12 protein-coding genes and 1 pseudogene are annotated in these 15,304 nt (G+C 28.2%); 6 read left to right on the plus strand and 7 right to left on the minus strand.

Annotation, left to right across the window (positions count from 1 at the left end; all coding sequences use genetic code 11):
- The first annotated feature begins 186 nt into the window (after nt 1–186).
- Together I4U89_RS09330 and nagA are read left to right on the plus strand one after the other, a co-directional pair.
- Nucleotides 187–912, plus strand: a complete 726-nt coding sequence (locus tag I4U89_RS09330) for a GntR family transcriptional regulator (protein WP_195940114.1) — start codon at nt 187–189, stop codon at nt 910–912.
- A gap of 38 nt (nt 913–950) precedes the next feature.
- A complete protein-coding gene (gene nagA, locus I4U89_RS09335) occupies nt 951–2,105 on the plus strand; it encodes an N-acetylglucosamine-6-phosphate deacetylase (protein WP_195940115.1) in 1,155 nt (384 codons plus the stop codon).
- Between the two features lie 300 nt (nt 2,106–2,405).
- Here the strand turns inward: nagA and I4U89_RS15990 are convergent.
- From I4U89_RS15990 to I4U89_RS09350, 3 genes and pseudogenes are all read right to left on the minus strand, one after another.
- Nucleotides 2,406–2,939, minus strand: a pseudogene (locus I4U89_RS15990) (HAD-IC family P-type ATPase); the annotation flags it as partial.
- Between the two features lie 14 nt (nt 2,940–2,953).
- Nucleotides 2,954–4,147 (minus strand): cytochrome c biogenesis protein/redoxin, encoded by a 1,194-nt coding sequence (locus tag I4U89_RS09345; RefSeq protein ID WP_195940116.1) that lies wholly within the window; start codon nt 4,145–4,147, stop codon nt 2,954–2,956.
- A gap of 34 nt (nt 4,148–4,181) precedes the next feature.
- Nucleotides 4,182–5,579: an FAD-dependent oxidoreductase gene (locus tag I4U89_RS09350; RefSeq protein WP_195940117.1), complete on the minus strand. Its 1,398-nt coding sequence runs from the start codon at nt 5,577–5,579 to the stop codon at nt 4,182–4,184.
- Nucleotides 5,580–5,906: 327 nt separating this feature from the next.
- Here I4U89_RS09350 and I4U89_RS09355 point away from each other — a divergent pair, with 327 nt between their 5' ends.
- The 4 genes from I4U89_RS09355 to I4U89_RS09370 all read left to right on the plus strand — a co-directional run bounded on the left by I4U89_RS09355 (nt 5,907) and on the right by I4U89_RS09370 (nt 9,326).
- Nucleotides 5,907–6,659 carry a polyphosphate polymerase domain-containing protein gene (locus I4U89_RS09355; RefSeq protein WP_195940118.1) on the plus strand — a complete coding sequence of 251 codons (753 nt, stop codon included), beginning with the start codon at nt 5,907–5,909 and terminating at the stop codon, nt 6,657–6,659.
- Complete coding sequence (locus I4U89_RS09360) at nt 6,653–7,339, plus strand: DUF4956 domain-containing protein (RefSeq protein ID WP_195940119.1); 687 nt, start codon at nt 6,653–6,655, stop codon at nt 7,337–7,339. Before I4U89_RS09355 ends, I4U89_RS09360 begins: the two co-directional genes overlap by 7 nt.
- 120 nt (nt 7,340–7,459) lie before the next feature.
- Entirely contained in the window at nt 7,460–8,140 is a 681-nt protein-coding gene (locus tag I4U89_RS09365) for a response regulator transcription factor (protein WP_195940120.1), read from the plus strand.
- On the plus strand, nt 8,133–9,326 hold the full coding sequence (locus tag I4U89_RS09370; protein ID WP_195940121.1) for a sensor histidine kinase: 1,194 nt from the start codon (nt 8,133–8,135) through the stop codon (nt 9,324–9,326). The genes I4U89_RS09365 and I4U89_RS09370 overlap by 8 nt, the downstream gene beginning before the upstream one ends.
- A 56-nt stretch (nt 9,327–9,382) precedes the next feature.
- Here I4U89_RS09370 and I4U89_RS09375 read toward each other — a convergent pair whose 3' ends face one another.
- From I4U89_RS09375 to I4U89_RS09390, 4 genes are all read right to left on the minus strand, one after another.
- Nucleotides 9,383–11,338, minus strand: a complete 1,956-nt coding sequence (locus tag I4U89_RS09375; protein ID WP_195940122.1) for a carbohydrate-binding domain-containing protein — start codon at nt 11,336–11,338, stop codon at nt 9,383–9,385.
- Nucleotides 11,339–11,490: 152 nt separating this feature from the next.
- Nucleotides 11,491–11,790: a nitrous oxide-stimulated promoter family protein gene (locus tag I4U89_RS09380; RefSeq protein ID WP_195940123.1), complete on the minus strand. Its 300-nt coding sequence runs from the start codon at nt 11,788–11,790 to the stop codon at nt 11,491–11,493.
- A 54-nt stretch (nt 11,791–11,844) separates the two neighbouring features.
- Nucleotides 11,845–13,527, minus strand: coding sequence for an amino acid ABC transporter ATP-binding/permease protein (locus I4U89_RS09385; RefSeq protein ID WP_330615550.1), 1,683 nt, complete (start codon nt 13,525–13,527; stop codon nt 11,845–11,847).
- Nucleotides 13,520–15,289 carry an ABC transporter ATP-binding protein/permease gene (locus tag I4U89_RS09390; protein ID WP_207744162.1) on the minus strand — a complete coding sequence of 590 codons (1,770 nt, stop codon included), beginning with the start codon at nt 15,287–15,289 and terminating at the stop codon, nt 13,520–13,522. The genes I4U89_RS09385 and I4U89_RS09390 overlap by 8 nt, the downstream gene beginning before the upstream one ends.
- Between the last annotated feature and the right edge of the window lie 15 nt (nt 15,290–15,304).

Below are 15,304 nucleotides of genomic sequence, written 5' to 3' on the forward strand. Positions count from 1 at the left end.
CTTTATGTGGTTACTACCACTTTGAATATAAATTATTTTATTCTTTTTGTCAACACTATGTAGTCTTGGCATAAATTGATAATTTACCTTGCTCAGATATCTCTGTACTTTACTCATTGACAGAAATAGTTGCACATTTTATAATTAAAACGTGGTAATAACCACTTAGAGAGGATTAAATTTTTTATGATAAACAGAAATGATAAAAGACCAATATATGATCAATTAGTTGAAATACTCAGAAATAAAATTGAAAATGAGATGGAGCCAAATGATAGGATGCTATCAGAAAGAAAAATTTGTGATGAATACGGGGTAAGTAGAACCACAGTTAGATTAGCCATGGCTGACTTAGAGCATATGGGGTATATATACAAAAGGCATGGAAAAGGAACTTTCGTCGCTGCACTTAATCAAAATTCACAAAATTTAATGGATAGTTATAGTTTTACTGATCATATGAAAGCTCAAGGAAAAAATCCAAGTACAAAAGTATTATCATTTGAGATAGTAGAAAGTACAAAATATTTTTCTGAAAAGTTAGGTATAAACCCTGGCGAAAAAATAATAAAAATAATGCGTCTAAGGCTTGCAGATAATATTCCTATGATGCTTGAAAGAACATACCTTCCTATGAGGGAGTTTGTGGGATTAACACAAGAAAAAGTTATCCAAAAACCTTTATATGAAATATTTAGAGAAGACTACGGAGAAATTATTAAAGTGGCTGATGAAGAATTTTCTGCAGGTATAGTATCTGATAAAGAGGCAGAACTATTGGAAGTACCAATAGATTCAGCATGCCTAAAATTACTTCGTACTACATATAATGATAATAATATAGTTATTGAATTTACTCTAAGCGTTGCTAGAAGCGACAAATTCGTATATAAAATAAGACACTTAAGATAAGAATCATACAAAATATAATGTAATTAGGGGGATTAACTTTGAAAAATTTTATTTATGCAGATAAGTTTTTTATGAAATATGGTATAGAGGAAAAAGGATACATTAGTATAATTGATGGTAAATTTGGTAAATTTCAAAAAGAAAAACCAGATATTAATGACAATATAATAGATTACTCAGGTAAGTATATTGCTCCAGGTTTAGTCGATACTCACATACATGGTCTTTTAAATGCTGATGTTATGGATAACACATTTGAGGCTATTAATACAATTTCAAAAGGATTACTAAAATATGGAGTAACTTCTTTTCTACCAACAACTTTAACTGATTCTATAGAAACACTAAATGAATCTATAGAAAATATAAGTAATAATTACAAAAAAGTTGAGGGTGCAAAAATACAGGGAATTTTCTTAGAAGGACCATTTTTTACTGAAAAACATAAAGGTGCTCAGAATGAAAAATATTTTAAGGACCCTGAAATTAATACTCTAAAAAAATGGCAAGAAAAATCAGGAAACTTAATAAAGAAAATAGCAATTGCTCCAGAACGTGAAGGTGCAGTAGAGTTTACTAAATACGCTACTAAAAACAATATATCAATAGCACTTGGGCATAGTTCAGCTACATTTGAACAAGCCGAGAAAGTAGTTAATTCAGGTGCTAAAATATTTGTACACACATATAACGGTATGAGCCCATTAAATCATAGGGAACCTGGAATGGTTGGAGCAGCTATGGCATTAAAAGATACATATGCCGAGCTAATATGTGATGGACATCATGTAAGCCCTATTGCTGCTAAAATAATGATGGATATTAAATCTAGAGATAATATTGCCTTGATTACAGATTGTATGAGGGCTGGTGCTATGGCTGATGGTGAGTATACTCTTGGTAAATTCAATGTTAATGTAAAAAATGGAGTAGCAAGATTAAGTAGCGGAAGTTTGGCTGGAAGCGTATTAACAATGAATAACGCTATTAAAAATGTAATTGATTGGAATATCGCAACTTTAGAAGAGGCAATAAAAATGGCTTCATATGTGCCTGCTTTAAGTTGTAATATTAATGATGTATGTGGTTCTATAGACCAAGGTATGGATGCAGATTTTATAGTTATAGATAATAATTTAAATGTATATGAAACTTATATAAATGGTGTATGTAAATATAAAGTTAATGAGTAAGTTTATACAAAGATAAATATCTAAATATGAAAGTGTAGATAGATTGGTGTAAAAGCAAATTTATCTACACTCTTTTTATTATATAAAAAATACTCAAGCACCATTTCTTATAAAACCTAATAAAATATATTTGAGCATTTTGAATTTTCCTACATATAAATTAATACGCTAAATTATACACTATCTTATATATTTCAACCAAATAAAAAAAGATGCTCTTTAATGATAGAAAATCATTTTAAAACATCTCTTTTCATAGATTTAAATTATTTAGATAAATCGTAAAAGTAACACCTACAATTAATCTACATTTTTTACATTTAATGCTCTCATAGCATTTAATATAGCTATTACAGATACTCCTACATCAGCAAATACAGCTTCCCACATAGTGGCTACCCCTGCTGCTCCTAATATTAAAACTATTAGTTTTACTCCTAAAACAAATATAATATTTTGTTTTACTATCTTTAATGTACGTTTAGAAATCTTCATAGCTGTTGCTATTTTAGATGGTTCATCTGTCATAATAACAATATCTGCTGCCTCAATTGCTGCATCTGAACCTAATCCTCCAATAGCTATACCTATATCTGATCTAGCTAAAACTGGTGCATCATTGATACCATCACCAACAAATGCTAATTTATCTTTATAAGATTTTTATTTAATTAAAGCCTCTACTTTTTCAACCTTATCCCCTGGAAGTAATTCAGTATATACTAAATCCATTGCAAGCTCATTTGCAACTTTCTCCCCAACTCTTTTTGCGTCTCCTGTTAACATAACAGTCTTCTTAATATTAGATTTTTTTAATCTTCTGATCGCTTCTTTCTTAGATTTTATACTTATTTAGCAATTTCTATAATATACTTCATAGTCTCTTTATTCATAGCTCCTGGTACATATTGATTTATATACCCTTCCTTATCTATTATTAAAGTTGATGGAAACGCACTAATTCCATATTGATATACTAAACTTCCACCATCATCAAATACTACAGGGAATGTATACCCTTCATCTTCTAGGAATTTTTCTATATGTTCTTGATCTCCCTCTCTACCTAAATTCGGTGAAGCTACTCCTAAAATTACTACATCGTCATTGTTTTTATTATACTCTTTATATAGTTCATCTATATAAGGCATTTCCTCTCTACATGGTGGACACCATGTAGCCCAGAAATTTAAGAATATAGTTTTTCCTTTATAATCACTTAACTTATGTTCTTTCTCGTACTGATCATATAAAGTAAAATCTAAAGCTTTAATTTTTTCATCCACCTGCTCTTCATTATTAGTTATGCTTTGATTATTTTCTGCTTTATTTTTGTTATCATTTTGTATCTTAGAAATCTCTAATTTACCTCCAACACCATTAGCTAACATAACTAACCCAGATACTATAAGAACTATTCCACCGATTTTCTTAATCTTATCCATATAATTTTTTATTTTATCTATACTTTTAACTAACCTATTGTAGAATAATGAAACTAATATAAACGGTAGTATAAATCCTATAGTATATACTACTATTAATAAATAAGACGTTGATGCATTATCTGTACTCGAAGACATAATCAGTACGGATGCAAGTATTGGTCCTATACATGGTGTCCATCCAAAACTAAATGTAAATCCTAATATAAAAGATGTTACTGTATTCATTGATTTTGATTTTATTTTGAATCTCTTTTCTTTATTTAATATATTTGATTTTATAATATCCATATAGAATAATCCCATAAATACTATAATAATTCCACCTATTATCATTATTAAATTCTTATTAGTATTAAAGAATGAACTTAATACGTTTAATGATGACCCTAGTATAAAGAATGTTGCTGAAATACCTAATGTAAAGAATAATGTATTTCTAAACAATGAACTTTTGGTAAAATTACCACTCTTTAAGTTTTCTATGCTACTATTGGATAGCATACTCAAATATATTGGTAGTATTGGTAATATACAAGGTGCTAAAAATGATAATAAACCTTCTATAAATACTACAACTAAGTTTAACTTTTCCATTTAACTCCCCCATATCTAATTAACTTCGGTTATTTTATACTTCTTTTATCATAGATGGTGATAATATATCATTAAGAGCTTCTGTCATAGTTGGATGAGCATATATCCTATCTCTCAAGTAAGTATATTTTAATTCCATATCTATAGCTAATTGTATTAAATGTATTATTTCACTAGAGTCTTCACATATCATAGTTGCTCCTAGAACTTTTTCGCTGTCTTTATCTATAACTATTTTTATAAATCCATCAGTTCTTCCTATTTGCTTAGCTCTTGGAATAGCCTCTGTTGCCATTTTAGCAACTAAAACATTATATCCTTTTTCTTTAGCTTCTTTTATATTTAATCCTACTCTAGAAAATGCAGGATCTAAGAATAGTGAATTTGGGATATTTTTTCTATCTTTTGTTTTTCTTGTTTTGTCTCCAAATAGTTGGTTTATTATTATGCGATAATCATCTAATGATATATATGTAAATTGAGGTCCTCCGTTTATATCTCCTAATGCCCATATATTTTTAGTTGTAGTTTCTAATACTTCATTTACTTTTATAAATCCTCTATTATCTAATTCTATATTAGCTTTCTCTAAACCTAATCCTTCAGTATTCGCTTTTCTACCTGTAGCAACTAAAATTATATCACTGCATAATTCCCTTTGTTCCTCTTCATTATTTTTCTTGTATATTAACTTAGCTGATTGATTTTCCTCTTTTATTTCAACTATTGATACATCATTTAAAAAACTTACATTTCTCTTTTTAAGTATGTTTACTACTTCTTCACTATCATCATTATCCTCTCTTGGAAGTATATTACTTTTAGTATTAATAACTGTTACCTCACTACCAAAGGAACCATATATTACTGCAAATTCAAGACCTATATATCCTGCACCGATTATAGTTAGTTTCTTAGGTAATTTTTTTAATTTCATTAAAGTTTCATTTGTATAAACTATTTTTGAATTTTCTATTCCTTTTATATCTGGTATGTTAGGCTTTGCTCCTGTGTTTATAAATATTTTTTCACCCTCTAATCTAATTGTCTCTCCATCTATAGTTTTAACTTCTACTGTATTTTCATTTACAAATGAACCTTGTCCTGTAAATATAGTTATATTTTCATTACAGTTTAGTTTATTGTAGTTTGCATCTCTTAGCTTTGCTATTAATTTTTCTTTCTTATCTATTGATTCTTTATATTTTATTGCTTTTTCATTAAAGTCATTTAAATTTTCTCTTCTTATCATGCTCGATTGATTTTCTAATACTTTAGTTGGTATACATGCTTGATTTATACATGTTCCACCATACATCTCTGAAGACCTTTCTATTAAAGCTACCTTTTTCCCTCTATTAGCTAAGTCACCTGCTAATGTTTTTCCACCTTTTCCAAATCCTATTATTATAGCATTAAATTTATTTTTCATATTAATTGCACCCCTCAATTTGTTTTATTTCATATTTATAAGTATATATACGATTTAAATTAATTAAAATTAGGTACTTTTTAGTAACCTCATGATTTTTTGAATAAACAAAAACTTCTAAACTATAGCTTTATAATGGAACATTTTTTATTATTATTTAGTATTTTTTAATCATATAAAAGTGCTATATCATTAGAATATTAGCATTCGTATATTCAATGGTATCACTTAGCAATATAAACTTTATTTATTTTAAGATTCGTTTAAGGTTAAATTTATACAATAAAATCACAGAGATATAGAAATATTTTTTAGGGAGGTATTTTGATGGCGATTAAGTCATTTAAACGTTATGAAAAGAAGTTTATTTTAACTCAAAAACAGTATGATGCACTAACACCAAGATTACTAGAGTATATGAATCCAGATGAACATTGTAAATCTGGTAAGAACTACTCTATCTACAATATATATTACGATACATATAACAACGATGTTATTAGACATTCTATTGCTAAACCTTATTATAAAGAAAAGCTAAGACTTAGAAGTTATACTGTACCTAATAGTCTTGATGATTATGTCTTCTTAGAACTTAAAAAGAAAATCAACGGTATTGTTAATAAAAGAAGGGTTGTTATTACATTAGATGAAGCATATAAGTTTTTAAACCAAGGCATAGAACCTACTTCTAATGATTATATAAATAAACAAGTTATTAATGAGATAAAGTATTATCTAGAAAAAAATAAAGTCTATCCAAAAGTATATATTAGCTACTCTAGAAAGGCATTTTTTGCTAATGATGATAGAGATTTTAGATTAACTTTCGATTCTCAAATCATTACTAGACGAGATGATTTAGCTTTAGAGTCTGGAAGTTTTGGACAAGATATTTTGGGTGAAAATAGGTATTTAATGGAAGTAAAAATCCTAGGCGCTATGCCTTTATGGTTTACTAAAATACTTACTGAACTAGAAATTTACAACACTCATTTTTCAAAGTACGGGAGTGAATTTATGAATTACTGCTTAAACAATTCAAATATAGATATAAAAGGGAGAGAAAAAGTATGTTAGAAACAATAATTTCATCAACAAGTGGAGAGTCATTTACTCTGATAAATGCGTTTATTGTAATAATATCATCAATTGTTTTAGGACTTTTAATTAGTGTTATATATATGAAGACAAACAAAAACACTTATAGCTCAAGTTTTACTACTACTCTTATTATGCTACCTGTGGTTATAGCTATAATAATTCTATTAGTAGGAAACAACATAGCTAGAGCATTTAGTTTAGCTGGTGCATTTTCAATAATTCGTTTTAGAAGTGCTCCTGGTGATCCTAAGGATATAGCTTACATATTCTTTACTTTGGCTGTTGGTCTTACTTGTGGTATGGGATACATTGGATATGCTGTAATATTTACTACTATATTATGTGCGGTTATGGCAATACTTGAATTTACTAAGTTTTCTGTACCTAAAACTAAAAATATGCAACTTAAAATTACTATTCCTGAAGATTTAAACTATGAAGATGCTTTTGAAGATATATTAAACAAATACACTGACTCATTTTATATAGAAAGAATCAGGACTAGAGATTTCGGTGCATTATTTGAATTAAATTACAAAGTTCAATTAAAACCTGATGTAAATCAAAAGAAATTCATCGATGAATTAAGATGTAGAAATGGAAATTTAAATATAGTCTTAACGTTAGCTGGATTTGAGAATAATGCTTACAGTTAATATTAATTAACCCCTTAAAGTAACTTTAAGGGGATTTATTTTATAATTTTAAATTTAGATAATAAATGTGTAATTATTTGGTAATATATTATTAGACAATATATAAAGAGGTATATTTTTATGAAATTATTATTAGTAGAAGATGAAAAACAACTTTCCGAAGCTTTAACTCAGATTTTAATTAAAAATAATTACTCTGTTGATGCCGTATTTGATGGTGAGGATGGACTTGATTATGGTTTAACAGATGTTTATGATGCAATTATTCTAGATATAATGCTACCTAAAATGAATGGTCTAGATATATTAAAAAACTTAAGAAAAAAAGGTATTTCCACTCCTACTATTCTCCTTACTGCTAAAGGTAGTGTTGAAGATAGAATTTTAGGGCTTGATTATGGTGCTGATGATTATTTACCTAAGCCTTTTTCTACTGAAGAACTGTTAGCTAGGCTAAGAGCTATAACTAGAAGAAAAGGTCCTATGGTAAATAACAATATATTAGAATTTGGAGATATTAAATTGAATATTTCTACTTATAATATGGAAGTCAATGGCACTTCTCTTACTCTAACTTCTAAGGAGTTTGATATACTAAAATACTTTATGGAAAGACCTACATCTATAGTAACTAAGGATGATTTAATCACTAAACTATGGGGATTTGATTCTGATGTAGAGCACAATAATATTGAAGTGTATATTTCCTTTCTCAGAAAAAAATTAGCCTATGTAGAATCAAATGTTCAAATTACTACCTTAAGAAGAGTTGGCTACAAACTGGAGGATCAAAATGTTTGATAAGCTAAAGAAAAAATTTGTACTTATTAATATGACATTGCTTACTACAGTTTTTGTAGCTATTTTTGGAACTATTTTTGCCATAACTTATACTAATATAGTTAATGAAATGAATGGTGAAATGGAAGTTTTATTAAGGGGTGGTCATAAACCTAAACCTTATTATGACTATATAATTGCAGAGTATGATAAGGACAAAAATATATTAAATACTTTTACTCGTTTTAATACTAAAATTGATAACAATAATCTAAAGGAATCTGTAGTACAAATACTAAACAATAAAAGTAGATCTGGCAAAATAGAAATAGGTGATACTAAATATTCTTATAAAAAAGAAGCTACTCCTATGGGCAGTAAAATTGTTTTACTAAATAGAACTTATCTGCAAAATACATTAACTCAGCTTTTAAACAGTTTCTTATTAGTTGGCTGTATAAGTTTAATAGCTTTACTATTTATTAGTTTTTATTTAACTAACAAGGCTCTAAAACCTATAAAAGAAACTTTTGAAAAGCAAAAACAGTTTATTGCTGATGCTTCTCATGAGTTAAAAACCCCTCTTACCATTATAAAGACCAATACTTCATTAGTACTAAGTAATCCAAATGATATTGTAAAAAATCAGTCTAAATGGATTAACTACATTAGCGCTCAATGTGACAGAATGTCTGAGTTAGTTAATGAAATGTTATCACTTGCTAAGATAGATGTTGAAGAAAATAAAATTGAACTTCAATCTATTAATATGAGTAAGGTAGTCCAAAGTATGATGCTTGGATTTGATGCTATTATCTATGAAAATGGCATTGAATTAGAAGAAAATATCTCAAAGGATATCTTTATTAATGGAGATTCTGAGAGTATAAAAAAATTATTCAATATATTAATGGACAATGCTATAAAGCACAGTAATAACAGTGGTAAAATTACTGTTGATTTGTTTAAAGATAAAAATAAAGTTAAGCTAGTAGTTAAAAATACTGGTGAAGGCATAAAACCTGAACATATAGAGAAAATTTTTGAAAGATTCTACAGAGTTGATACTTCCAGGGTAAGAGAAACTGGAGGTTATGGATTAGGATTATCTATTGCTAAGTCTATAGTAACTCAACATAAAGGTAAAATATATGCTAAAAGTAACGTAGGAGAAGATACTACTTTTATAGTAGAGCTTCCTCTTTAATAAAATAACAAGCACTTAAAAAAGAGGTGCTACTGCTCCTCTTTTTTAAGTGCTTGTTATTGTGTTTGAATATTATTTTCCATGCTATTTTGTGTTGGTGGTTGTTTCATGTTACCATTTTTATCTGGTCTAATGCCACCTTTTCCACCTCCCATATGTCCCCCACCAGGACCTCCCATAGAGCCTCCTCCTGATGTTCCTAGATTAGTTACACTTTCTGATACTGTAAAACTCGTAGATTCTGTTCCTCCTGTGTATTTACCACCAGTGTATAATCCATTTTTAGCTTCTCCAGTTGAAGTTCCTCCATAAGATACGGTATATGTTGAACCTGTTTTCAATTTAGGTGATGATACTATTATTGACTGATATTGTTTTGATGGTGCAAAAGTAATTACTTCATTTCCTTTTTCATCTTCTATATGAATTATTGTGTTAGCTTGTTGTGATGATAAGGCTGCGTTTACTGAGTTTTGAGAGGAAATGGAGCTAGGTGATTGTGCCATACCTGCACTACCTGCTGCTATTAATATTCCTCCACTTATATCACAACTTCCATCATAATCTAGAGCACCATTTCCATTATTTTCAGGACCGTTTACTATTGTTGTACCACCTGTTATTGTTATTGTGCCATTTGCATCTATACCATCTCCTCTAGCATCTACTACTGTATATCCGCCATTTATAACTATTTCACATTTGCTAGATGAATTAAAATTATTTTCTCCTGGTCTACCACTAGTTGAAGAAGCATCATTTCCTCCACCAGCATTTATTCCATCATCACTTGATACTACATTTACATTCCCATTATTTATTGTTATAGACTGACTTTCTATCCCTTCATATGATTTTGTAATATCTATATCTCCATCGTTTATTTCTATTTTAGAATCTGCATGTATACCATCATCTCCAGAAGATGCTTTGATATTACCTCCATTGATTATTATGTTATCATTTGAGTGAATAGAGTCATCAGATGAATCTATATTTATGTTACCTCCAGATATTGTAATGTTAGAAGTTGCTTTTATCCCTTTTGCACTAATAGATTCCATTTCTTCTGTAGTAGTTGTATTGTTCTTCTCTGGTGGTTGCATTCCTGCTGGCTGCTTACCTCCCCAGTTACCCCAGTTTTCATTTTTACTACTACTATTTTTACTTCCTTCACCTGATACTATATTTATTTCTCCATTAGATATTACTGCATTCGTTTCAGCTTGTATTCCATCCTGTCCTGCTGTAATGTTTAAAGTTCCACCTTGAATGTGTATATATCCTTTTTCTGCATCTTCAGTATTACTAGATTTCATACCATCTTCTTTTGCATCTATAGTTATTTGACCATTTAAAATTGTAATAGAGTCTTTACCTCTTAGTCCATCTGATACTGCATTTACTGTTATTTGTCCGCCTTCTATTTTTAAGTCATCTTTACTAGTGATACCATTATTGTAATTTGCATTTACTACTAATGAACCTGTTCCTATTATAGTAAGGTCATCTTTGCTAAAGATTGCTGCATTTGGTTCATCTGTTGTAGTATCTTCAAATACATAATTTTTTCCATCTGTTATAGTATTTTTAGTTCCATCAATTAGCCCTATTACTACTCTTTTAGCACTTTTTACGTATATAGGTGCACTATTTGAGCTTGTTATATTTGCATTGTTTAATTGTATTTGAACTTTATCTTCTTTACCTGCACTTACTACAATTTGTCCGTCTTTTAATTCCCCACTTATGCTGTAAGTACCTGCTGAAGTTATTGTTACTACATTATTTTCTACCTTAGCTCCTTCTCCCTTTATGTTTATGGTATCTCCAAGTTCTATATATGTATCTACTTCTTTTAATTCTTCGCTTTTTGTTGAATCTATTGATTGGTTGGTTACTGTAGTTTTGTTTGTATTTGTAGATGTTATTGGATTAGTTTTTGCTGAGCATCCTGTTACACTTACTGTTAAGGAAAGTGCACATAACATTGTTAATAGTTTTTTGTTCATAATCTATCCTCCGAAAATTATCTCTATTTAATTTGAATTTTTATTTATATTCTTTTTCTTAGGATATAATAACAACTCTACCTTAAACTAAGCTTAAAAATAATCAAGAATGTAAGCTTACGATAATTTTCTAAGTGTATCATTAATTTATATTATTTTTCAAAAATATGTTTTATAACTTCTATTGGCTCATGAAATAATAATCTAGGCCCTGAAAACCTCATGACTTCTTTAATCTTAGCCCTCATATCCTTTTTATAGCAATGTATAGGACATTTACTACAAAACTTCTTTTCTTCGCCAAATTTACAAAAATCCAACCTTTTATTAGCATATTCTAAAAGTTCACTACATTCATTACATAAGTATCCTTTTTCATGCCTATGCTTTTTATTGCAGTATATATTTATCATAAGATTAATAATATTTTTCTCTTTTTCTATTCTAGTCATAATCTTTCCTCCTAATTATCTATAATATAAAAGGGCTAAAATAGCCCTTTTGTGTTAGTTGAATTTAAGTGTATTGTTTTTTACATAAACCTTTTTATCACATATTGATGTACTAGATTTTCTATGTGATACCATTATTATTGTTTTATCATCTGATTCTTCTTTTATACTTTTTAATATTTGTGCCTCATTAAGTGTATCTAAATTACTTGTAGGCTCATCAAGTATTAAAACTTGTGGATTATGTAAAAATGCCCTTGCTATACCTAATCTTTGCTTTTCACCTGATGAAAGATTAGAACCTATTTCTCCAACATTAGTTTCATATCCATTAGGTAAAGTTTCTATAAACTCATGTACTGAAGCTTTTTTACAAGCACTTATTACCTCTTCAATAGTTGCATCTTTTTTACCTATTTTTAAGTTATTTATAATAGTATCATTGAATAAGAATGTTTCTTGACTTACTAATGATTGAGATTTTCTTAATGCTTTAGTTGGAATAGTTTTTATATTCTTATTGTCTATTTCAATACTTCCATTTTCTACATCCCAGAATCTCATCATAAGTTTTAAAAGTGTACTCTTTCCGCAACCACTTTCTCCTATTATTGCAACCTTATCCCCTTTTCTAATGTTAAGATTGACATCTTTAAGTAATACTTCATCTCTATCTGCATACTTAAATTCTAAATTATTTATATTAGTATTATTCATTTCTAAATTACAATTTCCAGAAACTTCTTCAACAGCAGGTACTTCATCTAATATATCGAATAATCTTTGTGCACAAGCAAATGTATGCATTAAGTTATTTGATAGGTTACTTAACGCTACAGTTGGTCCAAAAGAACTAGAAAGTAAAACTAAGGCAACTATTAATTGACCTAAATTTATAGTATCAGCTTTAAATAATTCAACACCTACGTAAAGAGTTATAAGTATTGCTATCATTATAGTTATATCAGTTAAAGCTCTTATTAAACCTTCATGACTTTTTATAACTTTCATTTTTTCATTTAATTTATCACTATTTTTATTTATTGAATTTAGTCTATTATCGCCTTGACCAAATAATAATATTTCTTTTATACCTCTTAATGAATCAAGTAAAAAACTATTAGCTTGCCCAAATTCATTTCTATAATCAAGTCCTGCTTCACTTCCTAATTTAGAAGATAAAACTGGTATTATGTATCCTACTATTACATAAAAAACTAATCCTATAATCCCAAAGTATGGATTTATATTATATAAAAATAATGCTATTATTGATGATGTAATTATAGCTATAACTATAGGTGCTATTGTATGAGCATAAAATACTTCAAGTAATTCTATATCACTAGTTATAACTGATATTAAATTTCCTTTTTCTTTACTTTCAAGTTTAGCTGGTGCTAATTTTCTTAAAGCTTTATATACCTTGTCTCTTAGTATAGCAAGTATTTTAAATGCTATATAATGACCTGAGTATTGTTCTATATATCTTAATATACCTCTAAGTACTGCACATACTATTATTATTTTTGCTGCATTTTTAAAAGTATAACCCATATCAAGACCTATAATATCTCCCATAGCAACTGCCCCAAATGTAGTTATTGCTATAGCCGATAAAAATCCTAATACACCAAAACTTATTGTTATCATCATTACAGGTACTAGTGGCTTTAGTATTTTTATAAGTCTAAGCATTATTTTACTACCTGACAATCTTTTTCTTTCATTATTCACTTATAGCCACCTCCCTAATTATATCTTCTTTATATATATTTTCTAAGTTTTCTTGATTAGTATATAAATTCGCATATACTGAATTATTGTTCATTAACTTCTCATGACTTCCACTTTCAACTATACATCCTTTATCTAACACATATATCTTATCCGCATTTTTTATGTTAGCTAATCTATGTGATATAACTACTACAGTTTTCTCTTTTGCTAAAGCATATATCGTTTCAAGTATTGAATCTTCACTTTCAACGTCAATATTTGAAGTTGCTTCATCAAATATATAAACTTCCGGATTCGTAAGTATCATTCTAGCTAAAGCTAATCTTTGCTTTTGCCCTCCTGATAAGAACGATCCATTTTCCCCAACTGGAGTTTGTAACTTTTTATCAAGTCCCATTACGAAATCATAAAGATTTGCTATTTTTAAAGCCATATATAATTCTTCTTCGGTTGCATCTTCTTTACCCATTCTTAAATTTGCCTCTATCGTAGAATTAAAGATATACGAGCTATGACTTATAAAACTTACCTTTTTTCTTAATTCATTAAATGGTATATCATTTAAGTTTACTTCATTTAATAGAATTTCACCTTTATCAACTTTATTTAACTTTAAAAGTAAATTAGTTATTGTACTTTTTCCACAACCACTTTCTCCAACTAAAGCAACCATTGATTTATTTTCTATATCTATATTTACATTATGTAAGACTTTTCTTTCTTTATCATAACTAAAATCAACATTTTTTATTGATATGGAAATATCTTTTAATTTTGCTTTATTCTTATCTGATAACTCTTTTTCTTTTTCAACCTTAGCATCAAGTAAATCAAATATCTTATCAGCAGCAGCTAATCCATTCATAGCAACATGGAAAAATGACCCAAGAAGTCTCATCGGAATAAAGAACTCTGATGATAATAATATTATTACTACTGTAGATCCTATGGTAATATTCCCTTTATAAAATTCATTAACAGCTATTAATATACCTATGGCAGACCCACCAAATGCTATTAAGTCCATTATTGTTATAGAATTTAATTGCATTGATAAAACTTTCATTGTTATATTTCTAAAAGTTTCTGCTTCTTTATTCATTTCATCATTTTTTTCTTTATCTAAATCAAATATCTTTAAAGTGGTAAGACCTTGAAGATTTTCTAGGAATGAATCTCCTAAATTAGTATATATGCCCCAATATTTACTTAAAAGTTTTTTAGCAAATTTCATAACTGATGCTATTGATATTGGTATCAATGGAACACATATTAAAAGTACTATTCCTGCCTTAAAGCTTATAGGTGCTATAACAGCAAATAATGTAAGTGGTGCTAATAAACTATAAAATAATTGAGGTAAGTATCTACCAAAATAAATTTCAAGTGCCTCAACTCCATCTACTGCTATTTGAACAGTTGATGATGTTGATATTGTGTCATTATAATTTACACCTAATTTTAATAATTTTTTATAAATACTTTCTCTTATTGATGCCCTTACCTTTGCTGAAGAATTATAAGAAAATATTCCTGACATATAATTGCATATAAATCTTATTAATATTAATGAACCTAAATAAACCACATAAGCTACCATATTAAAATTCAAATCATTATTATATAATTTGTCTATTATATTTCCAACAAATAAAACTATTCCTATATTACAAATTATTGATATCCAGTTCATTAAAACTGTAAAATATACATATTTTTTAGATTCTTTGCTAAGCGAAAGTAATCTTTTATTTACCATAATATTCCCTCCTTT

The organism is Romboutsia sp. 1001713B170131_170501_G6 (assembly GCF_015668195.1).
Classification (GTDB): Bacteria; Bacillota; Clostridia; order Peptostreptococcales; family Peptostreptococcaceae; genus Romboutsia_C.

What these genes read in the sequence shown, in the direction of transcription:
- I4U89_RS09330 (WP_195940114.1), top strand. Translation starts at nt 187, where the DNA reads ATGATAAACAGAAATGATAAAAGACCAATATATGATCAATTAGTTGAA.
- I4U89_RS09345 (WP_195940116.1), bottom strand. Translation starts at nt 4,147, where the DNA reads ATGGAAAAGTTAAACTTAGTTGTAGTATTTATAGAAGGTTTATTATCA.
- I4U89_RS09350 (WP_195940117.1), bottom strand. Translation starts at nt 5,579, where the DNA reads ATGAAAAATAAATTTAATGCTATAATAATAGGATTTGGAAAAGGTGGA.
- I4U89_RS09355 (WP_195940118.1), top strand. Translation starts at nt 5,907, where the DNA reads ATGGCGATTAAGTCATTTAAACGTTATGAAAAGAAGTTTATTTTAACT.
- I4U89_RS09360 (WP_195940119.1), top strand. Translation starts at nt 6,653, where the DNA reads ATGTTAGAAACAATAATTTCATCAACAAGTGGAGAGTCATTTACTCTG.
- I4U89_RS09365 (WP_195940120.1), top strand. Translation starts at nt 7,460, where the DNA reads ATGAAATTATTATTAGTAGAAGATGAAAAACAACTTTCCGAAGCTTTA.
- I4U89_RS09370 (WP_195940121.1), top strand. Translation starts at nt 8,133, where the DNA reads ATGTTTGATAAGCTAAAGAAAAAATTTGTACTTATTAATATGACATTG.
- I4U89_RS09375 (WP_195940122.1), bottom strand. Translation starts at nt 11,338, where the DNA reads ATGAACAAAAAACTATTAACAATGTTATGTGCACTTTCCTTAACAGTA.
- I4U89_RS09380 (WP_195940123.1), bottom strand. Translation starts at nt 11,790, where the DNA reads ATGACTAGAATAGAAAAAGAGAAAAATATTATTAATCTTATGATAAAT.
- I4U89_RS09390 (WP_207744162.1), bottom strand. Translation starts at nt 15,289, where the DNA reads ATGGTAAATAAAAGATTACTTTCGCTTAGCAAAGAATCTAAAAAATAT.